This is a genomic window from Pseudomonas sp. MWU12-2319 (assembly GCF_023242525.1).
Lineage (GTDB): Bacteria > Pseudomonadota > Gammaproteobacteria > Pseudomonadales > Pseudomonadaceae > Aquipseudomonas > Aquipseudomonas gingeri_D.
In genome coordinates this window covers 25,274-42,886 of sequence record NZ_JALJES010000018.1, presented here as the reverse complement: position 1 = coordinate 42,886, position 17,613 = coordinate 25,274, and the positions used below count along the sequence as shown (strand labels likewise).

15 protein-coding genes are annotated in these 17,613 nt (G+C 62.4%); 10 read left to right on the top strand and 5 right to left on the bottom strand.

Features of this window, described 5'->3' with window-relative positions:
- Positions 1–348: 348 nt before the first annotated feature.
- Entirely contained in the window at positions 349–1,473 is a 1,125-nt protein-coding gene (locus M5C01_RS25595; RefSeq protein WP_152741382.1) for an MFS transporter, read from the top strand.
- Positions 1,474–1,580: 107 nt separating this feature from the next.
- Positions 1,581–1,964 carry a nuclear transport factor 2 family protein gene (locus M5C01_RS25590; RefSeq protein ID WP_152741381.1) on the top strand — a complete coding sequence of 128 codons (384 nt, stop codon included), beginning with the start codon at positions 1,581–1,583 and terminating at the stop codon, positions 1,962–1,964.
- A 49-nt stretch (positions 1,965–2,013) separates the two neighbouring features.
- Here M5C01_RS25590 and M5C01_RS25585 read toward each other — a convergent pair whose 3' ends face one another.
- Positions 2,014–2,979, bottom strand: coding sequence for an aliphatic sulfonate ABC transporter substrate-binding protein (locus M5C01_RS25585; RefSeq protein WP_152741380.1), 966 nt, complete (start codon positions 2,977–2,979; stop codon positions 2,014–2,016).
- A gap of 215 nt (positions 2,980–3,194) precedes the next feature.
- Between M5C01_RS25585 and M5C01_RS25580 the strand changes: the two genes are divergently transcribed.
- The 7 genes from M5C01_RS25580 to M5C01_RS25550 all read left to right on the top strand — a co-directional run bounded on the left by M5C01_RS25580 (position 3,195) and on the right by M5C01_RS25550 (position 11,622).
- On the top strand, positions 3,195–4,325 hold the full coding sequence (locus tag M5C01_RS25580) for an AAA family ATPase (protein WP_152741379.1): 1,131 nt from the start codon (positions 3,195–3,197) through the stop codon (positions 4,323–4,325).
- Complete coding sequence (locus M5C01_RS25575) at positions 4,322–4,753, top strand: hypothetical protein (RefSeq protein WP_152741378.1); 432 nt, start codon at positions 4,322–4,324, stop codon at positions 4,751–4,753. Before M5C01_RS25580 ends, M5C01_RS25575 begins: the two co-directional genes overlap by 4 nt.
- A gap of 62 nt (positions 4,754–4,815) precedes the next feature.
- Positions 4,816–6,636 (top strand): hypothetical protein, encoded by a 1,821-nt coding sequence (locus M5C01_RS25570; protein ID WP_152741377.1) that lies wholly within the window; start codon positions 4,816–4,818, stop codon positions 6,634–6,636.
- Entirely contained in the window at positions 6,629–9,538 is a 2,910-nt protein-coding gene (locus M5C01_RS25565; RefSeq protein WP_152741376.1) for a bpX6 domain-containing protein, read from the top strand. The genes M5C01_RS25570 and M5C01_RS25565 overlap by 8 nt, the downstream gene beginning before the upstream one ends.
- A gap of 206 nt (positions 9,539–9,744) precedes the next feature.
- Entirely contained in the window at positions 9,745–10,095 is a 351-nt protein-coding gene (locus M5C01_RS25560) for a gamma-glutamylcyclotransferase family protein (RefSeq protein WP_152741375.1), read from the top strand.
- A gap of 93 nt (positions 10,096–10,188) precedes the next feature.
- Positions 10,189–10,935, top strand: a complete 747-nt coding sequence (locus M5C01_RS25555; protein ID WP_103495087.1) for an SDR family oxidoreductase — start codon at positions 10,189–10,191, stop codon at positions 10,933–10,935.
- 111 nt (positions 10,936–11,046) lie between these two features.
- Positions 11,047–11,622, top strand: coding sequence for a GNAT family N-acetyltransferase (locus tag M5C01_RS25550; RefSeq protein ID WP_152741374.1), 576 nt, complete (start codon positions 11,047–11,049; stop codon positions 11,620–11,622).
- A 6-nt stretch (positions 11,623–11,628) separates the two neighbouring features.
- Here M5C01_RS25550 and mapR read toward each other — a convergent pair whose 3' ends face one another.
- From mapR to M5C01_RS25530, 4 genes are all read right to left on the bottom strand, one after another.
- A complete protein-coding gene (gene mapR / locus M5C01_RS25545; protein ID WP_152741373.1) occupies positions 11,629–13,047 on the bottom strand; it encodes a GntR family transcriptional regulator MpaR in 1,419 nt (472 codons plus the stop codon).
- Positions 13,048–13,099: 52 nt separating this feature from the next.
- Entirely contained in the window at positions 13,100–14,512 is a 1,413-nt protein-coding gene (gene ccoG / locus M5C01_RS25540) for a cytochrome c oxidase accessory protein CcoG (protein ID WP_152741372.1), read from the bottom strand.
- Between the two features lie 206 nt (positions 14,513–14,718).
- Positions 14,719–14,958, bottom strand: coding sequence for a DUF3203 family protein (locus M5C01_RS25535; protein ID WP_103495083.1), 240 nt, complete (start codon positions 14,956–14,958; stop codon positions 14,719–14,721).
- Positions 14,959–15,029: 71 nt separating this feature from the next.
- On the bottom strand, positions 15,030–15,188 hold the full coding sequence (locus M5C01_RS25530; RefSeq protein WP_177101859.1) for a hypothetical protein: 159 nt from the start codon (positions 15,186–15,188) through the stop codon (positions 15,030–15,032).
- Positions 15,189–15,439: 251 nt separating this feature from the next.
- On the opposite strand from M5C01_RS25530, the gene M5C01_RS25525 reads away from it, so the two are divergent.
- Positions 15,440–17,437, top strand: a complete 1,998-nt coding sequence (locus M5C01_RS25525) for an alpha-1,4-glucan--maltose-1-phosphate maltosyltransferase (RefSeq protein WP_152741371.1) — start codon at positions 15,440–15,442, stop codon at positions 17,435–17,437.
- The last annotated feature ends 176 nt before the right edge of the window (positions 17,438–17,613 follow it).

Genomic DNA, 17,613 nt, shown 5'->3' with positions numbered 1-17,613 from the left:
TGCTTATTTCGGAATAAGCAGTCATGACTCCGATGAACTGCTTAAAAGGAATAATGCAGGCTCTGTGCCAGTTGCCTGGAATGCGGACTTGCAGGCGCTGGCTTGCCGGCGATGGGGCTAGCGAGGCTTGCGGCGTCTGATCGGTCGCTATCGCCAGCAAGCCAGCTCCTGCAGTCGAGCGTTCAGACCGTTGGGAGGGGCAGTACGGATGGGTGTTGTCTTGTGAACACTCTGTTGAAGCGCTGTTGCTCCAGCAACACCGCAAACAGATTGCACAAAAATATTGTCAGCGATTGTTTCAACCCGGCATGCTGCTGGGCTTCTTCCCCCTGCGGAGACCCGTCCCAGATGCCTGCCGTGGCTGCTCACCCGACCGATTCCGCCTCCCGCCGTTCCGCCACCGTCCTGGCCCTGTGCCTGCCCAGCGACGTACTGCTTTACCTGTTGCTGCCGATGAACACCCAGGCCTTTGGCGTGACCCTGGCCCAGGCCGGGGTGTTGCTGGCGGCCAACCGACTGGTGCGGATCTTCGGCTACAGCTATGTGCTGCGTTATTACGCCCGCCACGGCGACCGCTCGACCCTGATGCTGGCAGCCGGGGGCAGTGCGTTCTGTGCCGTGGGCAACTCGCTGATTTCCGGCTTCGGCTGGTTATTGCTGCTGCGCCTGGTCTGGGGCCTGGCCTTTGCCGCGATGAACCTGTCCACCCAGGTGCTGGCGACCCTGGAACCCAGTGGTGCCGCGCGCCGGGCGGGGCGTTCACGGGGAGTGATCGCCATCGGCCCGATGCTCGCGCTGGCCGTGGGTGGCTGGTTGAGCCTGCACTTCGGGCCGCGGCTGATTTTCCTGCTGCTATCCGGCGCATCGCTGATCGGGCTGTTGGTGGCGCGTGGGCTGCCGACGGTGGGGCATGAACTGGCAGCACCTTCCGGGCGGCGCTTCAAGCGGCCGGACAGCGTGGCGATATGGTCCTTTGTCGAGGGCGTGGCGCTGGATGGGCTGTTTATCTTCGGTTTGTCTTTGCAGGCCTCCGCGGTATTGGGTGGCAATGCGGTGATCATTGCCGGGCTATTGATGGCCTTGCGTTATGCCTCGGAAATGTTCCTCAGTCCTGTGGGCGGTCGCCTGGCCGACAGTTATGGCGTGGTGCGCATGTTGCTGCTGTTCTCGATCCTCAGCGGCCTGGCCCTGGCCGCTTTCGGCAGCCACTGGCTGATCCTTGGTGCCGGCGCCGTGCTGATTCTGCGGGCGTTGCAACTGCCGCTGGTGGTGACCCTGGTGGCCGAGCGCAATCCGGGGGGCGGACGGGTCCAGGCCCTGGCGTCGAATGCGGTGTGGCGCGATATCGGTGCCGGTGTCGGACCGTTGCTGGCAGGGGTGCTGTTGCCGGTGGCCTCGGCCAGTTGGGTGTATTCCCTGGCCGGCCTGGCGATAGCCCTGAGTGCACTGGGCTGTGTGGTCTGGCGGCGTTAGCTGATTGGTACCGCACAGATCGGTCGGAATGGACCTTTCCATCGCCGGTCGCCGACCTTAGCCTCGCTGGGGTGATGAATGCCGATCACCCCAGCCAGGAGCTGACCATGCCGAGCCTTGAAACCCTCGAACGCTTTATCGCCCAGGTCGAGGCCAATGCCCACGCCGAAGCGGTCGAAGCCTTCTACACCGCCGATGCTTCCCTGCAAGAGAACCAGGAGCCGCCGCGAGTCGGGCGTGACTTTCATGTCGCCAAGGAGCGGGCGATGATGTCCAGGGTGCGCTCCATGAGCTCGACTTGCGTACGCCCGGCCTTTCTCAATGGCGATCATGTAGCCATTCGCTGGATTTTCCGCTTCGAGTGGGCCGACGGCAGCGTGACCCGCATGGAGGAAATCGCCCACCAGCGTTGGGAGGGTGAGCGTATTGCCGAGGAGCAGTTTTTCTATGATCCGCAGCAACGCACTCCTGTCCCCCGATCACTCGATTGAGTGTCGTAATCAGTCTGCTGTCCTGGTGCGAGGTCGTGTGTTCGCCTGATCAGGGTTGCCAGATACCGACGTCCCGGGTGTTGATCTTCTGCGGTAGCAGACCGGCCGCGAAGAACGCATCGGCGATCTGCTGCTGTTCGCTCAATTGGTCGGCCGTGACCGCCTGCACGTCATAGCTGCGATGGCGGTTGGCGGCCTCGACCGTCGGCGCATCCAGGTTGCCCCACAGCGGGCCGAGGATCTCGGCGGCGTCTTTGGGATGGGTCTTGATCCAGGCCCCGGACTTTTGCAGTTCGGCAAACACCTGCTTCAGGACTTGCGGATGGGACTGGGCGTAAGGCGTGCTCGCCAGGTAATAACGTTTGTAGTTCGCCAGGCCCTGGCCGTCGGCCAGGGTGCGGGTCGGCAGTTGCCGTTGGACGCCGCTGAGGAAGGGTTCCCAGGCGACCCAGGCGTCGACCTTGGCGTTCTCGAACGCGGCGCGCCCGTCGGCGGGGGTCAGGTAGGCGGGCGTGATATCGCTGAACTTCAACCCGGCCTTGGTCAGTGCCGCGATCAGCAGGTAGTGGCTGCCGGCGGCCTTGGTCACCGCGATTTTCTTGCCCTTGAGATCGGTCAGGGTCTTGATCGGCGAGTCGCTCTTGACCACGATCGCCTGGGCTTCGGGGGACGCGGCCTCCTGGGCGAAGTAGGTCAGTCGGGCCTTGGCCGCCTGGGCAAACACCGGCACCGTATCGGCGACGTCGGCACTGATATCGACATTGCCCACGTTCAACGATTCGAGCAGGGGCAGGCCGCTGGGGAACTCGTGCCAGCTGACGTCAATATGCTCCTTGGCCAGGGCTTTCTCCAGGGTGCCCTGGCTCTTGAGCAAGGTGATCAGGGTCGAGGATTTCTGGTAGCCGATGCGCAGGGTTTCGTTGGCGTCGACGGTGGAGGCGGCCAGGGACAAGGCGACGGCCAGTGCTGAAAGCAATAAACGGGAACGGGTAGTGCCGGGAACCAGGGCGACCATGGACACCTCGCAGAGACAGCAGTGAGAAGGGCGGGGCCGGTGGTCCGGTGGGTGGAGCTTATGAGAGGCGAGCGGTTTGGTTAAATAACCTCTTTGCATAACCATAGAGGCGACTGGACGAATGACTGCGAAAGAAAGGAGAAACAAGCTGGCCCTTTGCGATCAGGCGTGTTTGAGGCAAGATCCGCACTTTTGTTTCAGGAAGGATCCGTCGTATGTCGTCCGCCATACAGCTAGCCGCACAACATATCCGCCAGGGCGTCAGGGCGGCAACCGAAGGACTGGTCGGGCGCGAACAGCTGGCGGAGATGATCGTACTGGCCGCCGTGGCCCAGGAGCATTTGCTGGTGGTCGGTCCGCCGGGGACGGCCAAGAGCGCTGTGGTACGGCGCGTGGCCCAGGCCATGGGCGGGCGCTATTTCGAGTATCTGCTGGGGCGCTTCACCGAGCCATCTGAGCTGTTCGGCCCGGTGGATCTGAAGAAACTCCGGGAAGGCACGGTTGAGACCGATGTCAGCGGCATGCTGCCCGAGGCGGATATTGTGTTCCTTGATGAGGTCTTCCTGGGGTCGACCGCGATTCTCAACACCCTGCTCGGGGTACTCAACGAACGTCAGTTCCGGCGCGGGCATACCCGGATCAAATGCCCGTTGCGGATCTGTGTGGGGGCTGCCAACGGTTTGCCGGACGATGAGGCGCTGGCGGCGTTCGGTGATCGCTTCCTGCTGCACTTGTTTGTCGACGCGGTGCCGGACAACCAGCTTGAAGCGATGCTCAGCGGTGGCTGGCAGTCCGATCAGTTGCCCGTTCAGCAGTTGATGAATCTGAGTGAACTGGACACCTTGAGCCAGGCGATGAAAGACGTCGATGTGCAGTCGGTCCGGCCTGCCCTGGCAAACGCCATTCGGCGACTTCGGGCGGCGGGTATCCAGTTGTCCGATCGGCGCATCGTCAAGTCCCAGCGGCTGATTGCCGCGGCCGCCTTGCTCGGCGGTCGCCTGCAGGCCACCGAGGCGGACCTATGGCCACTGTTGTACGCACTGGCGACCAAGGAAGCGCAACAGCATGGTCGCGAAGTGTTGCGCGAAGTGCTGCTGTTGTCGAGCAACAGCAACCTGTTCAGCGCGGTGGAGGAGGCGACCCTGCAACCCTTGTCCCGTGTCAGTCGTCTGATGGAGGCCGCGCAACAATGCCTGCTGCGGGCGTCTTCCGGACAGGCGCTGGACCCCGCCGAGTCCGAGGCGGTGTTGCGCGAGATCGATGCGAACTTCTCGGCAGACAGTATGCCGCCCGAATTGCTGGGCTTGAGGGGGCTGCTGGTCAGGCAACTGACGCCCGCGACATGAGTGGGGCTCTGCCATTGAGCTGGGGCTGGGTGCCACAACCCGAGCCTGGGCGGCCTGTGGCGGCGGTGGCCTGGGGCGCTGTCGCCAGGGATCTGCACGCTCGCCTGTCGGTGATGAGTGCCCCGCAACGTTGGGGCCTGCAAGCGACTGCCAGCCGCGATGTGCTGATTGTCAGCGGCGAAGCCTCACGCCTGCCCTGGGTCGCGGGCGTCGAATATGCCTGCGTCTGTGAGCACGCCCCGCAGTTGTGGCGACCGAGTCTCTGGCAGCCGGACTGTGCGATTGATCTGCTGGCTCAGGCGCTTATGGCGAAATTCAAGCGTGAGCCACTGTTGCTCTGGCATCGTCCGGCAATCTGTGTGCCACTGGATCGATTGCTGCCGGTCAGCGCCGAATGGCTGGCGCGTATCGATGGGTATTGGAACTAGCGGAATGCCTACCCTTTTTATTCTTCCATGGACGTTTTGGCGTTCGGCTTCATAGGTCTGTCATGCAGTTACCCGAATCCTTGCAACCCTGGCGTCAATGGCTGGAGTGGTTTGCCCCTGAGCTGGTGCCAACCCTTGGGGCGCTGCTGGGCTGCATCAGCCCGTTGCTGGGGCCTTTCAGGGGCGCACAGCAAGGCGGTGTCCCGGAGCCGGATGGCCTGGGTGACTTGCGTCGGCGCGGCAGCTACGAGCGGCTGCTGAGCAGCGAATGGTTGCTGGTCGATGAGTTTGCCGACGAGTTCCTGCGGCGTGCTTCCAGTGGCGAGCATCTGTTTCTTGCGCCCGAGCTTCGTGCGCGTCAGGCCTCACGAATGATCGTGGTGTTATTCGATGCCGGCCCGCTGCAGCTGGGTGGTGCCCGACTGGTTCATCTGGCGCTGATGATCCTGCTGGCCCGACGAGCAGCCGAGCACGGTGCGCAGTTTCGCTGGGGCGTCTTGCAGCAGGAGCCTGAGTTGTTCGAGTTTCATTCATCTTTGCAGTTGCGCGGACTGCTCGATGCGCGGACCTATAGGGTGGTCACCGAAGCTCACTGGCAGCGATGGCAAGCCACATTGGCCGAATGCCCGGAGGCTGCGAGCGAGTGCTGGTTGGTTGGTCAGCGCCTGCCTTCGGTCAAAGGCCCCACGGGTCAGGGCATACGCGTTTTACAGATCCAGCGGGGGCTGTTCGGGGATGCATTGGAATTGCAGGCACAGCCTGCGGACGCCGCGCCAATGGTCCTGCCACTCCCGGACAAAGAGGCGGCGCAACGCTTGCTCAAGGGCCAGTTCGTCAATGAAGTGCCGGTCGATGCGCATATGACCACGGCGGCGCGAATCTCGCTGACCTCGTCGCCGCTGATTGGCAGTGCCGCTACCCATGTTGCGGTTCGCCTGCTCGATGAGCCTGGCTTGCTGGTTTTCTCAATTCCCCGGCCGGGGCAGAAGAAGAGCGCCAAGTTCAAGCGCCAGCTCTGGCCTCGCGAGTCGACGCCCCTGGCTATGGTCCTGCAGAATCGTCAGGCCGGTGCCGTCCTGAGTGCTGACGAACAGTTGCGCTTCTGGCAGTTGCCGCACATAGGCACGGCCACCCGCCCCCCCCAGGAAGAGCTGCTGGCGCCGGTCGATACGGCAACGCTGCTCCCGGCCATCTACCTGAGAACCTCCAGTCATGGCCGGCTGTTCATGCTGACGAGTGATCGAACCCTGGCGTACTGGATGAATACCAGTGGTGAACGCTTGAGCGCGACTGCTCCCGGTCGCACTTACTATCAGGATCGAGATGTGCTCAGCATGGCGCGGATCAATGATGAGGTTCTGGTCTATGCCAATCGCGGTGCCGGTCGCTTGTTTGTTCGCCACGCGACCCTCAATGCGACACGGTATGACTCTTACTCCCTGGGCGATGGTAGCGAGGCGACACAGGTACTGTTTTCCAGCCTGCGATTCTGGCGCCGGCGTTTCGGCTCTTGTGCCGTGCAATATGGTCATGGCCCGGGGGAAAGCTGGACGCTGTTCAACCACGAGAGTCATCCCCAGCCGCTATCCCGCCTCGTACTGGCACCGGGCTGCAAGGCTATCGGCTTGTTGCATGAAATGGAGGGCGAGCAGCTTGCGCTGGTGGTGCTTGGCATTGACCGGAGACGTGTGCTTCTGGTCAAGAGTGGGCAGACCCAGGAGATCTTCACCGCGACGACGAAAATTCTGCAGGTCAGCTTCTGCCCTGATTCCACTGTATTGGTGTTGATCACCGAGGCCAGTGAGTTGGTGGTTTACGTTGTCAGCGAGCGGCAGGTACGACTGCAGGTGCAGTGCAATCGCAAGGAGCAGGTCGATGAGTGACATCCTTGAGTTGTCCGTCAAGCGTCCCGGTTTGGTTGGCTGGCAGTCGGTCGGAGCGCTGTGGTTTCCCCGCGACCGGTTCGACGAGGCGACCGGCGAGGTAGAGATTGTCCGGTATTGGCGCCCAGGCGCTCGCGCCTATCGTTTTGCCGATGGTGATGCCTTGTGTTTCAAGGTTGCCGAATCAATGTCCTGCGACCGCCTCAAACCCTGGCCGTTGATTCGTCAGGGGCAGACCTGGAGTTCGGCGTTGCTTGAGGCGGATGAAATCAGTGCGCTGCCGCTGGCGGATCTCTGGTTGATTCGTGGTGCCCGGGTGCAGGCGTTGAACCTGGCCGATGGCATCGAGCTACAACCGGGACAGTGGTTCGATATAGAGCGTTATGCTCTGCTGGAAACCTACGACTGCCGGGAAGCCCTGCCCGAACCTGTACTGGATGCCTGGGAATTGCAAGACATTCGCCAAGTACTGGGGGCGGTGATTCCAGCGCCCAGCGCCGAGCGGGAGGCTGTCGCCAAAGCGTTTAAAACTGCCGGTACCACCAGCCGTCAGGCATCCGTCGTGACGGTGCTGGCTCCGAAGGTAGTACGAGCGCACGAGAGGCTGACAGTCTCGGTTCAGACCTGGTTGTTGTCGGGACTGGTCATGCTGGTGATGTTGATTTTCTATTGGCAGGATGCGGCTGGCCCGGCATCGACTGCTACCCGCCGATCGCCGCTTCTGAGCGAGCCTTCGGCGGGGGCCGGCTTCAACCCTGCCTTGTTCCTGGGCTGTTTGCTGTTTATCGCCCTGGTTATGTGGTTGGTGCATTTGCCCACCCGGTGGCGACGCCAGCGCACGCGTGCACAGACCCGACAAGGTGGTGCCGCAGCCGTTGCCCCGGTACCTGAGCGCAAGCGACAAGGCCAGGTCAGGCCGTCACTTTGGCGTCAGTGGTTGGAGCGTATGGCCGTGGCCTCGCAGTTCAACCGTTTACTGGAGCGGCGCCAGGCTGCCTATATGAAGCGCATGCTTGAAATGTTCGAGAGCGGCGATATTGCCGAGGCGCTGCGCCACGCGATTCCACTGGGCAGTGACCAGACCTGGAATGGGCGGGCCTTAGGCACGCCAAAGCGCCGTGACCAGCTGACCGTGGGCCAGGCACGAGGCCCTGCGGCCAGCCTGAAGCTGGCGGACGGGCTCAGGGAACATCTGCGCCAGACCTACCGCCGGACATTCGAACGCCTGGATCGCCAGGGGCGAATCGAAGAAGCGGTTTACGTGCTGGCGGAGTTGCTGCATGTGCACCGGGAAGCGCTGGACTATCTGGAAAAACATCAACGCTATCAACAGGCGGCGGAGCTGGCGCTGACCTGGGGCTTGATGCCGGCAATCATTGTCCGGCTGCTGTGTCTGGCAGACGACTGGCAGCGCGCCGTGCAGGTTGCCCGTCGTGACCGGGCGTTTGCTGATGCGGTGCTGAGCTTGCAGGAACGCTGGCCGCAAGCCAGCGAGCGATTGCGCATCGAGTGGGCAGAGATGCTGGTCGGCCAGGGGGATTGGTTGGAGGCGGTGGAAGTGATCTGGCCGTTGCCAAAGTCCCGCGAGCGAGCACGGCAATGGCTGCTCAGTGCAGAGGCGGCCGGTGGCGGGCTGGCGGCTGCGGCCCTGGTCAAGCGAGCGGTACTGCTGCCCGACACCCTGGAGGTCCATGAACCTTACCTGCGTGCGTTGCGTGACGATCCGCAGCGCGGCAGCGAGCGGGCGGACCTGGCCCTGGCACTGCTCAAGGTTTCTCCCGCAACGGGTAAGGTGCAGTCGATGGCTGCTGCGATTGTCCATGGGGTGTTGGCGGACCACTCCGGTGGCCATCCGGGGCTCATTCACAAGGAGCTCGCGAACTTGGTGAAATTGAGTGGCGATGAGCTGTTGAGGCTCGACATGCCCAGTGGCCTGATTACCCAGCAGGGATTGTCGAACCTGAATAGGGTTACTCCCGTCCCCCACTGGTCGGCACCGCCGGCGGGCAGCTACGCGCTGTATGACGCCGTAACACTGAACGATGAGGGATATCTGGTGGCACTGGGTGAGTCGGGTGCGGCTATGGTCGACCGCCTCGGTCGCCTGTGCCAGCGCTTCGCCGTACCCGCGCAACGCCTGGTGATCAGCAAGAATCGCCGGGTTGCCCTGGCCCTGGTTCGGCGCGATGAGTTGTGGCGTGTCAGCAAGCTGGACCTGGTGACCGGCAGCGCCACGGACCTGGGGGTTCTGGCCATGGACTTCTTCGCCGATACCTTCGACGGCGTGGCCTGGACCATCGCCACCCGCAAGCAGGTGCGGGTGGTGGATATCAGCAAGGAGCTTGCTACGCTCTGGCACGTCAGTGACTTGCCCGGCCCTCTGGTACATTTCGATTCCACGGATATTAAGGAACAGTGGTTGATCCAACTGGCGGATGGCACTTTCGAGCGTTGGAGCTACTGCCTGCCCGAGCGTCGCCTGCTGAGTCGCGGTGCTGCGCCCAAGCCGATCCGCGGGGATATTTCATGGCAGTTCTACAGCTTTGGTGAATACCTCGAATGCTGGTTCGAAACACCGGCGGAAGATCAGCAGGAGCTGCTGGTCAACGATGAGAAACGTTTGCGGCGTTTTCGTTTTCCCGAGATCACGGAGGATCTCCAGCCTCAGATATTGTCTGACGGACAATGGCTGCTGGTCGGGTTTCGCGTTTCGTCTCAGCGAATGCGCTGGCATTTCATGAGCCGTCTCTCGTCACAGTTGTGTGCCATTCTCGACTGGGGCCAGGACCAGGACGTGGTCCTACGCCGCCACGGGCCGGACTGGATCTTCACTGATCCCCACGGCCGGCTTTTCCATGTAAATGTGACCACCAGTCGGGTCCGAAGCCTGAGCATTCATTGAGGGCAGCCTGGTGTCTGAAATCAAACACGTGCGGTTGATCAATTATGAGCCGGTCTCGCTGAAATCACCTATCTGCCCCATAGCGTCATGACGGGCACCAGCAGGGCATCTATCCCTGGGCGTATTTGCGGGCGTTGGGTTGATCGACTCGGCATCCGGGCGCGGAGCGTTTAGACTGTCTCACCTCTTTGACAGACGAGGCCTTCATGACCGATTTTACGGCAACACCGGTACTGCTGTTTTCCTACGGCACCTTGCAGGACAAGGCTGTGCAACTGTCCAATTTCGGGCGCGAACTGGCGGGCAGCGCCGACCGCATGCTCGGCTATGCTCAATCCTGGGTCGAGATCACCGACCCCCAGGTCCTCGCCACCAGCGGCAAGACCCACCATCCCATCGTCTGTCCCGGCAGCCCCGAGGACAGCGTGAGCGGCATGGTTTTCCAGATCAGCACCGAAGAGCTGGCGGCGGCGGATGCCTATGAAGTCTCCGACTACAAACGCGTCTTGGTCCGTCTGGCCTCCGGTCTGGATGCCTGGGTCTATGTAAGCGTTTAGTACCGCGCTTGCGACCTTTGGCGACTACACAAATAAGGCCGCCGACAGGTATGCTTTTGCGGCAAGTTACAGGTTGATCGAGGGAACGGGTTCATGGACAAAGTCATCGTCATCACCGGCGGCAGTCGTGGTATCGGCGCCGCCACTGCGCTGCTCGCCGCGCAACAGGGTTATCGTATCTGCATCAACTACCTGGCGGACGAGGAGTCGGCCCTGCGGGTGCTGGAGCAGGTGCGCGGGCTGGGTGCTGTGGCCATTGCCGTGCGCGCCGATGTCAGTACCGAGGACGAGGTGATCCGCCTGTTCAACCGGGTGGACGCCGAGCTGGGGCCGGTCACCGCCCTGGTCAACAATGCCGGGACCGTCGGGCACAAGTCCCGGGTCGATGAAATGTCCGAATTCCGTATCCTGCAGACCCTGAAGGTCAACACCCTCGGGCCGATCCTCTGCGCCAAGCATGCGGTGCGGCGCATGTCGCCACGCCATGGTGGCCAGGGCGGCAATATCGTCAATGTATCCTCGGCGGCGGCGCGTCTCGGCTCGCCCAACGAATACGTGGATTACGCCGCCTCCAAGGGCGCGGTAGACACCTTCACCCTGGGTTTGTCCAAGGAGCTGGCGGGCGAGGGCATTCGCGTCAATGGCGTGCGTCCTGGTTATATCTATACCGAGTTCCACGCCCTGAGCGGCGATGCCGACCGGGTCAGCAAGCTGGAGTCGGCGATTCCCATGGGTCGTGGCGGTCGCGCCGAAGAGGTGGCCGAGGCGATTATCTGGTTGCTCTCGGACAAGGCCTCCTATGCCACCGGGACCTTTATCGATCTGGCAGGTGGACGCTAAGTCGGTTTTTGCGCCAGGCATGTCGCTCGGGCACAACGCCCTGTCGAGTAGACACCGCACACTGTAACGCTGCTGCCAGGGCTTTACCTGGCCCGTTACAGGGACCCCCGAATGACCGTTATCTTTCGTCCGGCGCTGCGCGCGGACGCCCGCGAGATTGCCCGCCTGTTCCAGATTTCCTCGGAAGGGGCCTGCGACTATATCTGGAGCCAGTTGACTGAGGGCGATGAGTCCCTGCTGGACGTCGGCGAGCGGCGTTATGCCCGCGAAGGCGTGGATTTTTCCTATGAGAACTGCTGGATGGCCGAGGCGAATGGCCAGGTTATCGGCATGTTGCACAGCTATCCGATGTTTGAAGATCCGCAGGCAACGCCGAGTACCGATCCGGTGCTGGCGCCGTATGCCGATCTGGAAATTCCTGACACCTTGTATATTTCCAGCCTGGCCCTGCACGAGGGCTGGCGTAACCAGGGCCTGGGCGCGCGCTTTCTTGAATATGCCCGCCAGCGCTGCCGGGCGCTTGAGCTCAAGGGCCTGAGCCTGATCGACTATGCAATGAATACAGGTGCCTGCCGTTTCTATCAGCGTCATGGTTTTACGATCGTTGGCGAATGTCAGATCGTGCCGCATCCAATGATTCGGGTGACCGGCGCGGCGTATCTGATGCACTGGCCCTTGGCGCAATAATACGGCTCACTGCTCCAGCAACGACCGCACAATCCGTCCCAGGGTCTCCATCGCCTGCTCCGACACCTCGTTCCACGGGCTGCCGTAATTCAAACGGATGCAGTTGCGAAAGCGCCGGGTCGGCGAAAAGATCGGCCCCGGGGCGATGCTGATGCCCTGGGCCAGGGCGATCTGGAACAGTTTCAGCGAATCCATCTGTTCCGGCAGTTCCAGCCACAGGAAGTAACCGCCGCTCGGCTGGCTGACCCGGGTCTGCGCCGGAAAATAGCGGGCAATCGCCGCCAGCATGGCGCTCTGCTGTTCTTCCAGGGCATAACGCAGTTTGCGCAGGTGCCGGTCGTAGCCGCCGTTTTGCAGATAGTCGGCCAGGGCCGCCTGGGCCGGCATCGAGGCGCACAGCGAGGTCATCAGCTTGAGCCGTTCGACCTTCTGCGCATAACGTCCCGCCGCCACCCAGCCAATGCGATAACCCGGCGCCAGGCTCTTGGAAAAGGAGCCGCAGTGCATCACCAGGCCTTCGGTGTCGAAGGCCTTGGCCGGTTTCGGCGCCTGCTGGCCGTAATAGAGCTCGGCGTAGACATCGTCCTCGATCAGCGGCACCTGATGCAGACGCAGCAGTTCCACCAACTCCTGCTTCTTCGTCTCGGGCAAGGTCGCGCCCAGGGGGTTCTGGAAGCTGGTCATGCACCAGCAGGCCTTGATCGGATGGCGTTCCAGGGTCTGGGCCAGCACTCCGAGGTCGATGCCGTCGCGCGGATGCACCGGGATCTCCACCGCCTTGAGCTTGAGTCGTTCCAGCACCTGCAGACAGGCATAGAAGGCCGGAGCCTCGATGGCCACCAGGTCGCCGGGCTCGGTGACGGCTTGCAGGCACAGGTTCAGCGCTTCCAGGGCACCGTTGGTGATCAGCAGTTCTTCCATGGGCAGCATCAGCCCGCCGACCATATAACGCAGGGCGATCTGCCGACGCAGTTGCGGGTTGCCCGGCGACAGGTCGGTGACCACCATGCGCGGGTCCATCTCGCGGCTGGAGCTGGCCAGGGAACGGGACAGGCGTTGCAGGGGAAACAGCGTCGGGCTCGGGAAGGCCGAGCCGAAGGGCACGGTGGCGGGGTCCTTGATGGAGTCCAGCACCGAGAACACCAGTTCGCTGACATCGACCTCGGTGGACTCGCTGACCTGGCTGCTGATCGCCGGCTCCGAGAACGGGCTCGGCGTGTGGGCGTTGACGAAGTAGCCGGAGCGCGGTCGGGCACGGATCAGGCCGCGGCGTTCCAGCAGGTAGTAGGCCTGGAACACGGTGGACGGGCTGACCCCGTAGGTCTGGCTGGCATAACGCACCGACGGCACGCGCTGGCCGGGGCCGAGGACGCCGGTGCGGATCAGTTCAGCGATGTCATCGGCGAATTTTTCGTAGCGTTTCATGGCAACTCTGGCGTTCGGGTTGATCGGCATCGGCGTTCGGGATTCTAAGGCATCAACGGTTCAGCGGGGCGACAAAGCGGCTCTTCGCCACGCTGTAGACCTCGGGCTCGTCGCTGTCGACCACCTTGAAACTCAGCTCCTGCGAGCTGCTTTTCGGCCTGTCGCCGAGCATCGCCACCGACACCGGCAGGTCGGCGATTTCGCCCGCCGCCAGGTTCAGTTCGGTCTTGCCCTGCAACTGGAAGCCCTCGCTGTCCAGTAGCTCCAGGCGATAGCGCTGGGGCTGCTGGGTCTTGTTGATGACCTTGAGGCTGTAGATATTCTCGATCTGCCCCTGGCTGTTTTCCCGGAACAGCCCACGGTCCTTGCTTACGTCCAGCGAGACCATGGGCCGTTCCACCAGGGCCAGGGCCAGCGCACCGATCATGATCAGCAGCACGGCGCTGTAGCCGATCAGCCGTGGGCGCAGCAGATGGGTCTTGCCACCCTGCAACTGATGCTCGGAGGTGTAGCTCACCAGGCCACGGGCGTAGCCCATCTTGTCCATGATCGAATCACAGGCGTCGATGCACGCCGCACAGCCGATGCATTCCATCTGCAAGCCGTCGCGGATATCGATGCCGGTGGGGCAGACCTGCACGCACATCTGGCAGTCGATGCAGTCCCCCAGGCCGACACTGGCCGGCGCCACATCACGTTTGCGCGGCCCCCGGTTTTCACCTCGGGCGGGGTCGTAGGAGATGGTCAGGGTGTCCTTGTCGAACATCACGCTCTGGAACCGCGCATAGGGGCACATATGCATGCACACCGCTTCCCGCAGCCAGCCGGCATTGATGTAGGTGGCCGCGGTGAAGAACACCACCCAGAACAGGCTGACGCCACCGATCTGCAGGGTCATCAGTTCCTGGGCCAGTGGCCGGATCGGCGTGAAGTAACCGACAAAGGTCAGCCCGGTCAGCAGGCTGATACCCAGCCACAGGGTGTGTTTGGCCGCGCGCCGGGCCAGTTTGTTCGGACCCCAGGGCGCGGCTTGCAGTTTGATGCGCTGGTTGCGCTCGCCTTCGGTGACTTTCTCGCACCACATGAACAGCCAGGTCCAGGAGCTTTGCGGGCAGGTATAACCGCACCAGACCCGCCCGGCGAACACGGTGATGGCGAACAGGCCGAAGGCGCAGATGATCAGCAGGGCCGAGAGCAGGATAAAGTCCTGGGGCCAGAAGGTCGCGCCGAAGATATGGAAGCGGCTTTCGGCGAGGTCCCAGAGCACCGCCTGGCGGCCGCCCCAGTTCAGCCACACGGTGCCGAAAAACAGCAGGAACAGAAAACCCGCGCCACCCAGGCGCAGGTTACGAAACAGTCCGCTGAAGCTGCGGGTATGGATCAGTTGGTCGGTAGATTTGGCCTTCATCTTTGGACGCAAAGGCTCAAAGGTTTCAACACTCTGGACGGGGATTCTCTCGCTCATGGTCTTTCGCTCGTCAGCCTCCATCAGGCCTGGGCACTATGCCGAGCGAACTGTTTGCATAACAGACTCAGGTATTTGAATAAAAAGCGGATCAGATAGGCGTGGGTGAGGGCCTGCGACAGCTTGTCCTACCCCGTGCCGCTCCCTGCCATCGTGCCCTGTGGCGCCGGGCGTAAATGCCGGGCGCCGGTGCTGACACAGGTCAATCAAATCACCGAATCACCGTCACTGGCCTTCACATGATGGCGGCCGTCGAAGGCACCGGCGACGGTCAGGGCGTCGGCTTGCGCTTCGGTAATCCAGATGAACCGACCGTCCAGTTCGGCGCGGGACATGCTTTTATCGTCGTCGGTACTGATGCGCACGGCGCTGGCCGGCCCGTGGAGGCGGACATCGCCTTGCTCCAGGGCACAGGTCTGGTTCGAGGGTTCGATATGCACGGGCATGGTGCTCTCCTTGTGTTCAGGGGAAGGCGCGGCTGGGGCGACATTCCCGTCTATGCTTCAGGCGCGCCGCGTCAGGCGATCACCGGGGGCATGGTCGTCGGTGGATCGATCCTGGGCGGCGGCGTGCTGCCCGGCGGTTCCTGCTCGGGGATCGGCTGTGGCTCCGTTGGTGGCAGGGTCGGTTTGTCGATATTGGGATCGGGCGTTTCTGCCGGAATCGGAATATTCATGAAGCTGGCCTCCTTTATGCGTGCTTCAGATAGGCGCCCTGTTATGTATCAGGGCACTCCGTATAACGGTGGACCCTGCCCGAGTGCTTTTGACTCCCGCTTTATGACGAGTGGAGTTTCCCGATAAATCGGTCTGAACTTTTATTCCGGCAGTAGGCTCCGAACTGAAGTGACCTTGTTTCAGGATGAAGCCGGTTGCCATGCAGATTACGCAGAGTAGAGCGTCCATGGGGCGTAAGGAGTGATGCTCGATGTCAGCTGATAAACCGTTGGACGAGGAGGGCACCGAAGTCCTGCCCTTGTCCCAGGCCTTGCTGCTGCCGCGCATCGCCATCGAAGACGTGGTGCCTACCGTCGATGGCGGGCAGTTCGCGGTCAAGGCGGTGGCGGGGCAGGAACTGGTGGTGAGCGCCAAGGTATTTGCCGACGGCCACGACAAGCTGGCCGTGCTGTTGGCCTGGAAAAACCTGGGCGACGCCGACTGGCAACGCACCGCGATGACCGATAAAGGCAACAATGCCTGGCAGGGCCGCTTGCGGGTCGGCGACCAGGGGCGCTATGTCTATCGGATCGAGGCCTGGATCGATCAGTTCGCCAGCTTCTGCTACGAACTGGAGAAGAAATTCGTCGCCGGTGTGCCCATCGATCTCGAATTGCAGGAAGGGCGGGCGCAAGTGCTGCACGCCATCGAACGCAGTCATGAAGAGGTGGCCATGGGCCTGACGGCCTTGCATGAGGAATTGCTGTATCTGTCGAACGATGGCCAGGTCGAGCGCTTTCTCAAGGCCACCACGGCGCGGTTGATGCGCAAGGCCGATCACCATGCCTACCTCAGCCGCAGCTACGACTATCCGCTGGAGGTGGAGCGCAGCCTGGCTCAGTTCGCCAGCTGGTACGAACTGTTTCCCCGTTCGGTCACCGACCGGGCGTCCCGTCACGGCACCTTCAATGATGTGCACAGTCGCCTGCCGATGATTCGTGACATGGGCTTCGACGTACTGTATTTCCCGCCGATCCATCCCATCGGTCGCAGCTACCGCAAGGGCCCGAACAATGCCCTGGTTGCCGGCCCCGACGATCCGGGCAGCCCTTATGCCATTGGCAGCGAGGAGGGTGGGCACGAGGCGATTCATTCACAACTGGGCAGTCGCGAGGATTTTCGCCGGCTGGTCAGCGCCGCGGCCGAGCACGGCCTGGAAATCGCCCTGGATTTCGCCATCCAATGCTCCCAGGACCATCCCTGGTTGCAGGAGCATCCGGGCTGGTTCAACTGGCGGCCGGACGGCAGCATCAAGTATGCGGAGAACCCACCGAAAAAATACCAGGATATCGTCAACGTCGATTTTTATGCCGCCGAGGCGATTCCCAGCCTCTGGGTCGAGCTGCGGGATATCGTCCTGGGCTGGGTCGCGGAGGGGGTGAAGATCTTTCGTGTCGACAACCCCCACACCAAGCCGCTGCCGTTCTGGCAATGGCTGATCGCCGATGTGCGCGGAGCTCATCCCGAGGTGATGTTTCTCGCCGAGGCGTTCACCACGCCGGCAATGATGGCGCGCCTGGGCAAGGTCGGCTATTCCCAGAGCTACACCTATTTCACCTGGCGCAACACCAAGGCTGAACTGACCACCTATTTCACCGAGCTGAACCAGTCGCCCTGGCGTGATTGCTTCCGGCCGAATTTCTTCGTCAACACGCCGGATATCAACCCGGCCTTTCTCCACCATTCCGGGCGCGCGGGATTCCTTATCCGCGCGGCGCTGGCCACCATGGGCTCGGGGCTCTGGGGCATGTACTCGGGGTTCGAGCTGTGCGAGTCGGCGGCCTTGCCGGGCAGGGAGGAGTACCTGGATTCGGAGAAATACGAGATCCGCCCACGGGACTTCAGCGCGCCAGGCAACATCATCGCCGAGATCGCCCAGCTCAATCGTATCCGTCGCCAGCACCCGGCCCTGCAGACGCACCTGGGGTTGCAGGTCTACAACGCCTGGAACGACAACATCCTGTATTTCGGCAAGCGCACGGCGGACCTGGAGAGTTTCATCCTGGTGGCGGTCAGTCTCGATCCGCACAACGCCCAGGAAGCGCACTTCGAATTGCCCTTGTGGGAATTCGGCCTGGCGGATGATGCCGCCACCCGTGGCGAAGACCTGATGAACGGCCACACCTGGACCTGGTACGGCAAGACCCAGTGGATGCGTATCGAGCCCTGGCACCAGCCGTTCGGGATCTGGCGGATTCAGCCCCTTTGACAGGCAGGGCTCGGTTCTGTGGGAAGGCTTGACTTGTGGGAGCGGAGCTTGCCCGCGAAGCTTTTAGCGGTCTTGAGGGCCTCTTCGCGGGCAAGCTCCGCTCCCACACAAGCTCCGCCACCACAGTGACGCTGCTGTCAGCCAATCCCTGCATAAAAAACAGACTGCTGTTGCCT

Bases quoted from the DNA above. Each gene is read 5' to 3' on its own strand.
- M5C01_RS25560 (WP_152741375.1), top strand. From the start codon at position 9,745: ATGACCGATTTTACGGCAACACCGGTACTGCTGTTTTCCTACGGCACC.
- M5C01_RS25525 (WP_152741371.1), top strand. From the start codon at position 15,440: ATGTCAGCTGATAAACCGTTGGACGAGGAGGGCACCGAAGTCCTGCCC.
- M5C01_RS25565 (WP_152741376.1), top strand. From the start codon at position 6,629: ATGAGTGACATCCTTGAGTTGTCCGTCAAGCGTCCCGGTTTGGTTGGC.
- M5C01_RS25575 (WP_152741378.1), top strand. From the start codon at position 4,322: ATGAGTGGGGCTCTGCCATTGAGCTGGGGCTGGGTGCCACAACCCGAG.
- M5C01_RS25555 (WP_103495087.1), top strand. From the start codon at position 10,189: ATGGACAAAGTCATCGTCATCACCGGCGGCAGTCGTGGTATCGGCGCC.
- M5C01_RS25570 (WP_152741377.1), top strand. From the start codon at position 4,816: ATGCAGTTACCCGAATCCTTGCAACCCTGGCGTCAATGGCTGGAGTGG.
- M5C01_RS25585 (WP_152741380.1), bottom strand. From the start codon at position 2,979: ATGGTCGCCCTGGTTCCCGGCACTACCCGTTCCCGTTTATTGCTTTCA.
- M5C01_RS25595 (WP_152741382.1), top strand. From the start codon at position 349: ATGCCTGCCGTGGCTGCTCACCCGACCGATTCCGCCTCCCGCCGTTCC.
- M5C01_RS25530 (WP_177101859.1), bottom strand. From the start codon at position 15,188: ATGAATATTCCGATTCCGGCAGAAACGCCCGATCCCAATATCGACAAA.
- mapR (WP_152741373.1), bottom strand. From the start codon at position 13,047: ATGAAACGCTACGAAAAATTCGCCGATGACATCGCTGAACTGATCCGC.
- ccoG (WP_152741372.1), bottom strand. From the start codon at position 14,512: ATGAGCGAGAGAATCCCCGTCCAGAGTGTTGAAACCTTTGAGCCTTTG.
- M5C01_RS25580 (WP_152741379.1), top strand. From the start codon at position 3,195: ATGTCGTCCGCCATACAGCTAGCCGCACAACATATCCGCCAGGGCGTC.
- M5C01_RS25535 (WP_103495083.1), bottom strand. From the start codon at position 14,958: ATGCCCGTGCATATCGAACCCTCGAACCAGACCTGTGCCCTGGAGCAA.
- M5C01_RS25590 (WP_152741381.1), top strand. From the start codon at position 1,581: ATGCCGAGCCTTGAAACCCTCGAACGCTTTATCGCCCAGGTCGAGGCC.
- M5C01_RS25550 (WP_152741374.1), top strand. From the start codon at position 11,047: ATGACCGTTATCTTTCGTCCGGCGCTGCGCGCGGACGCCCGCGAGATT.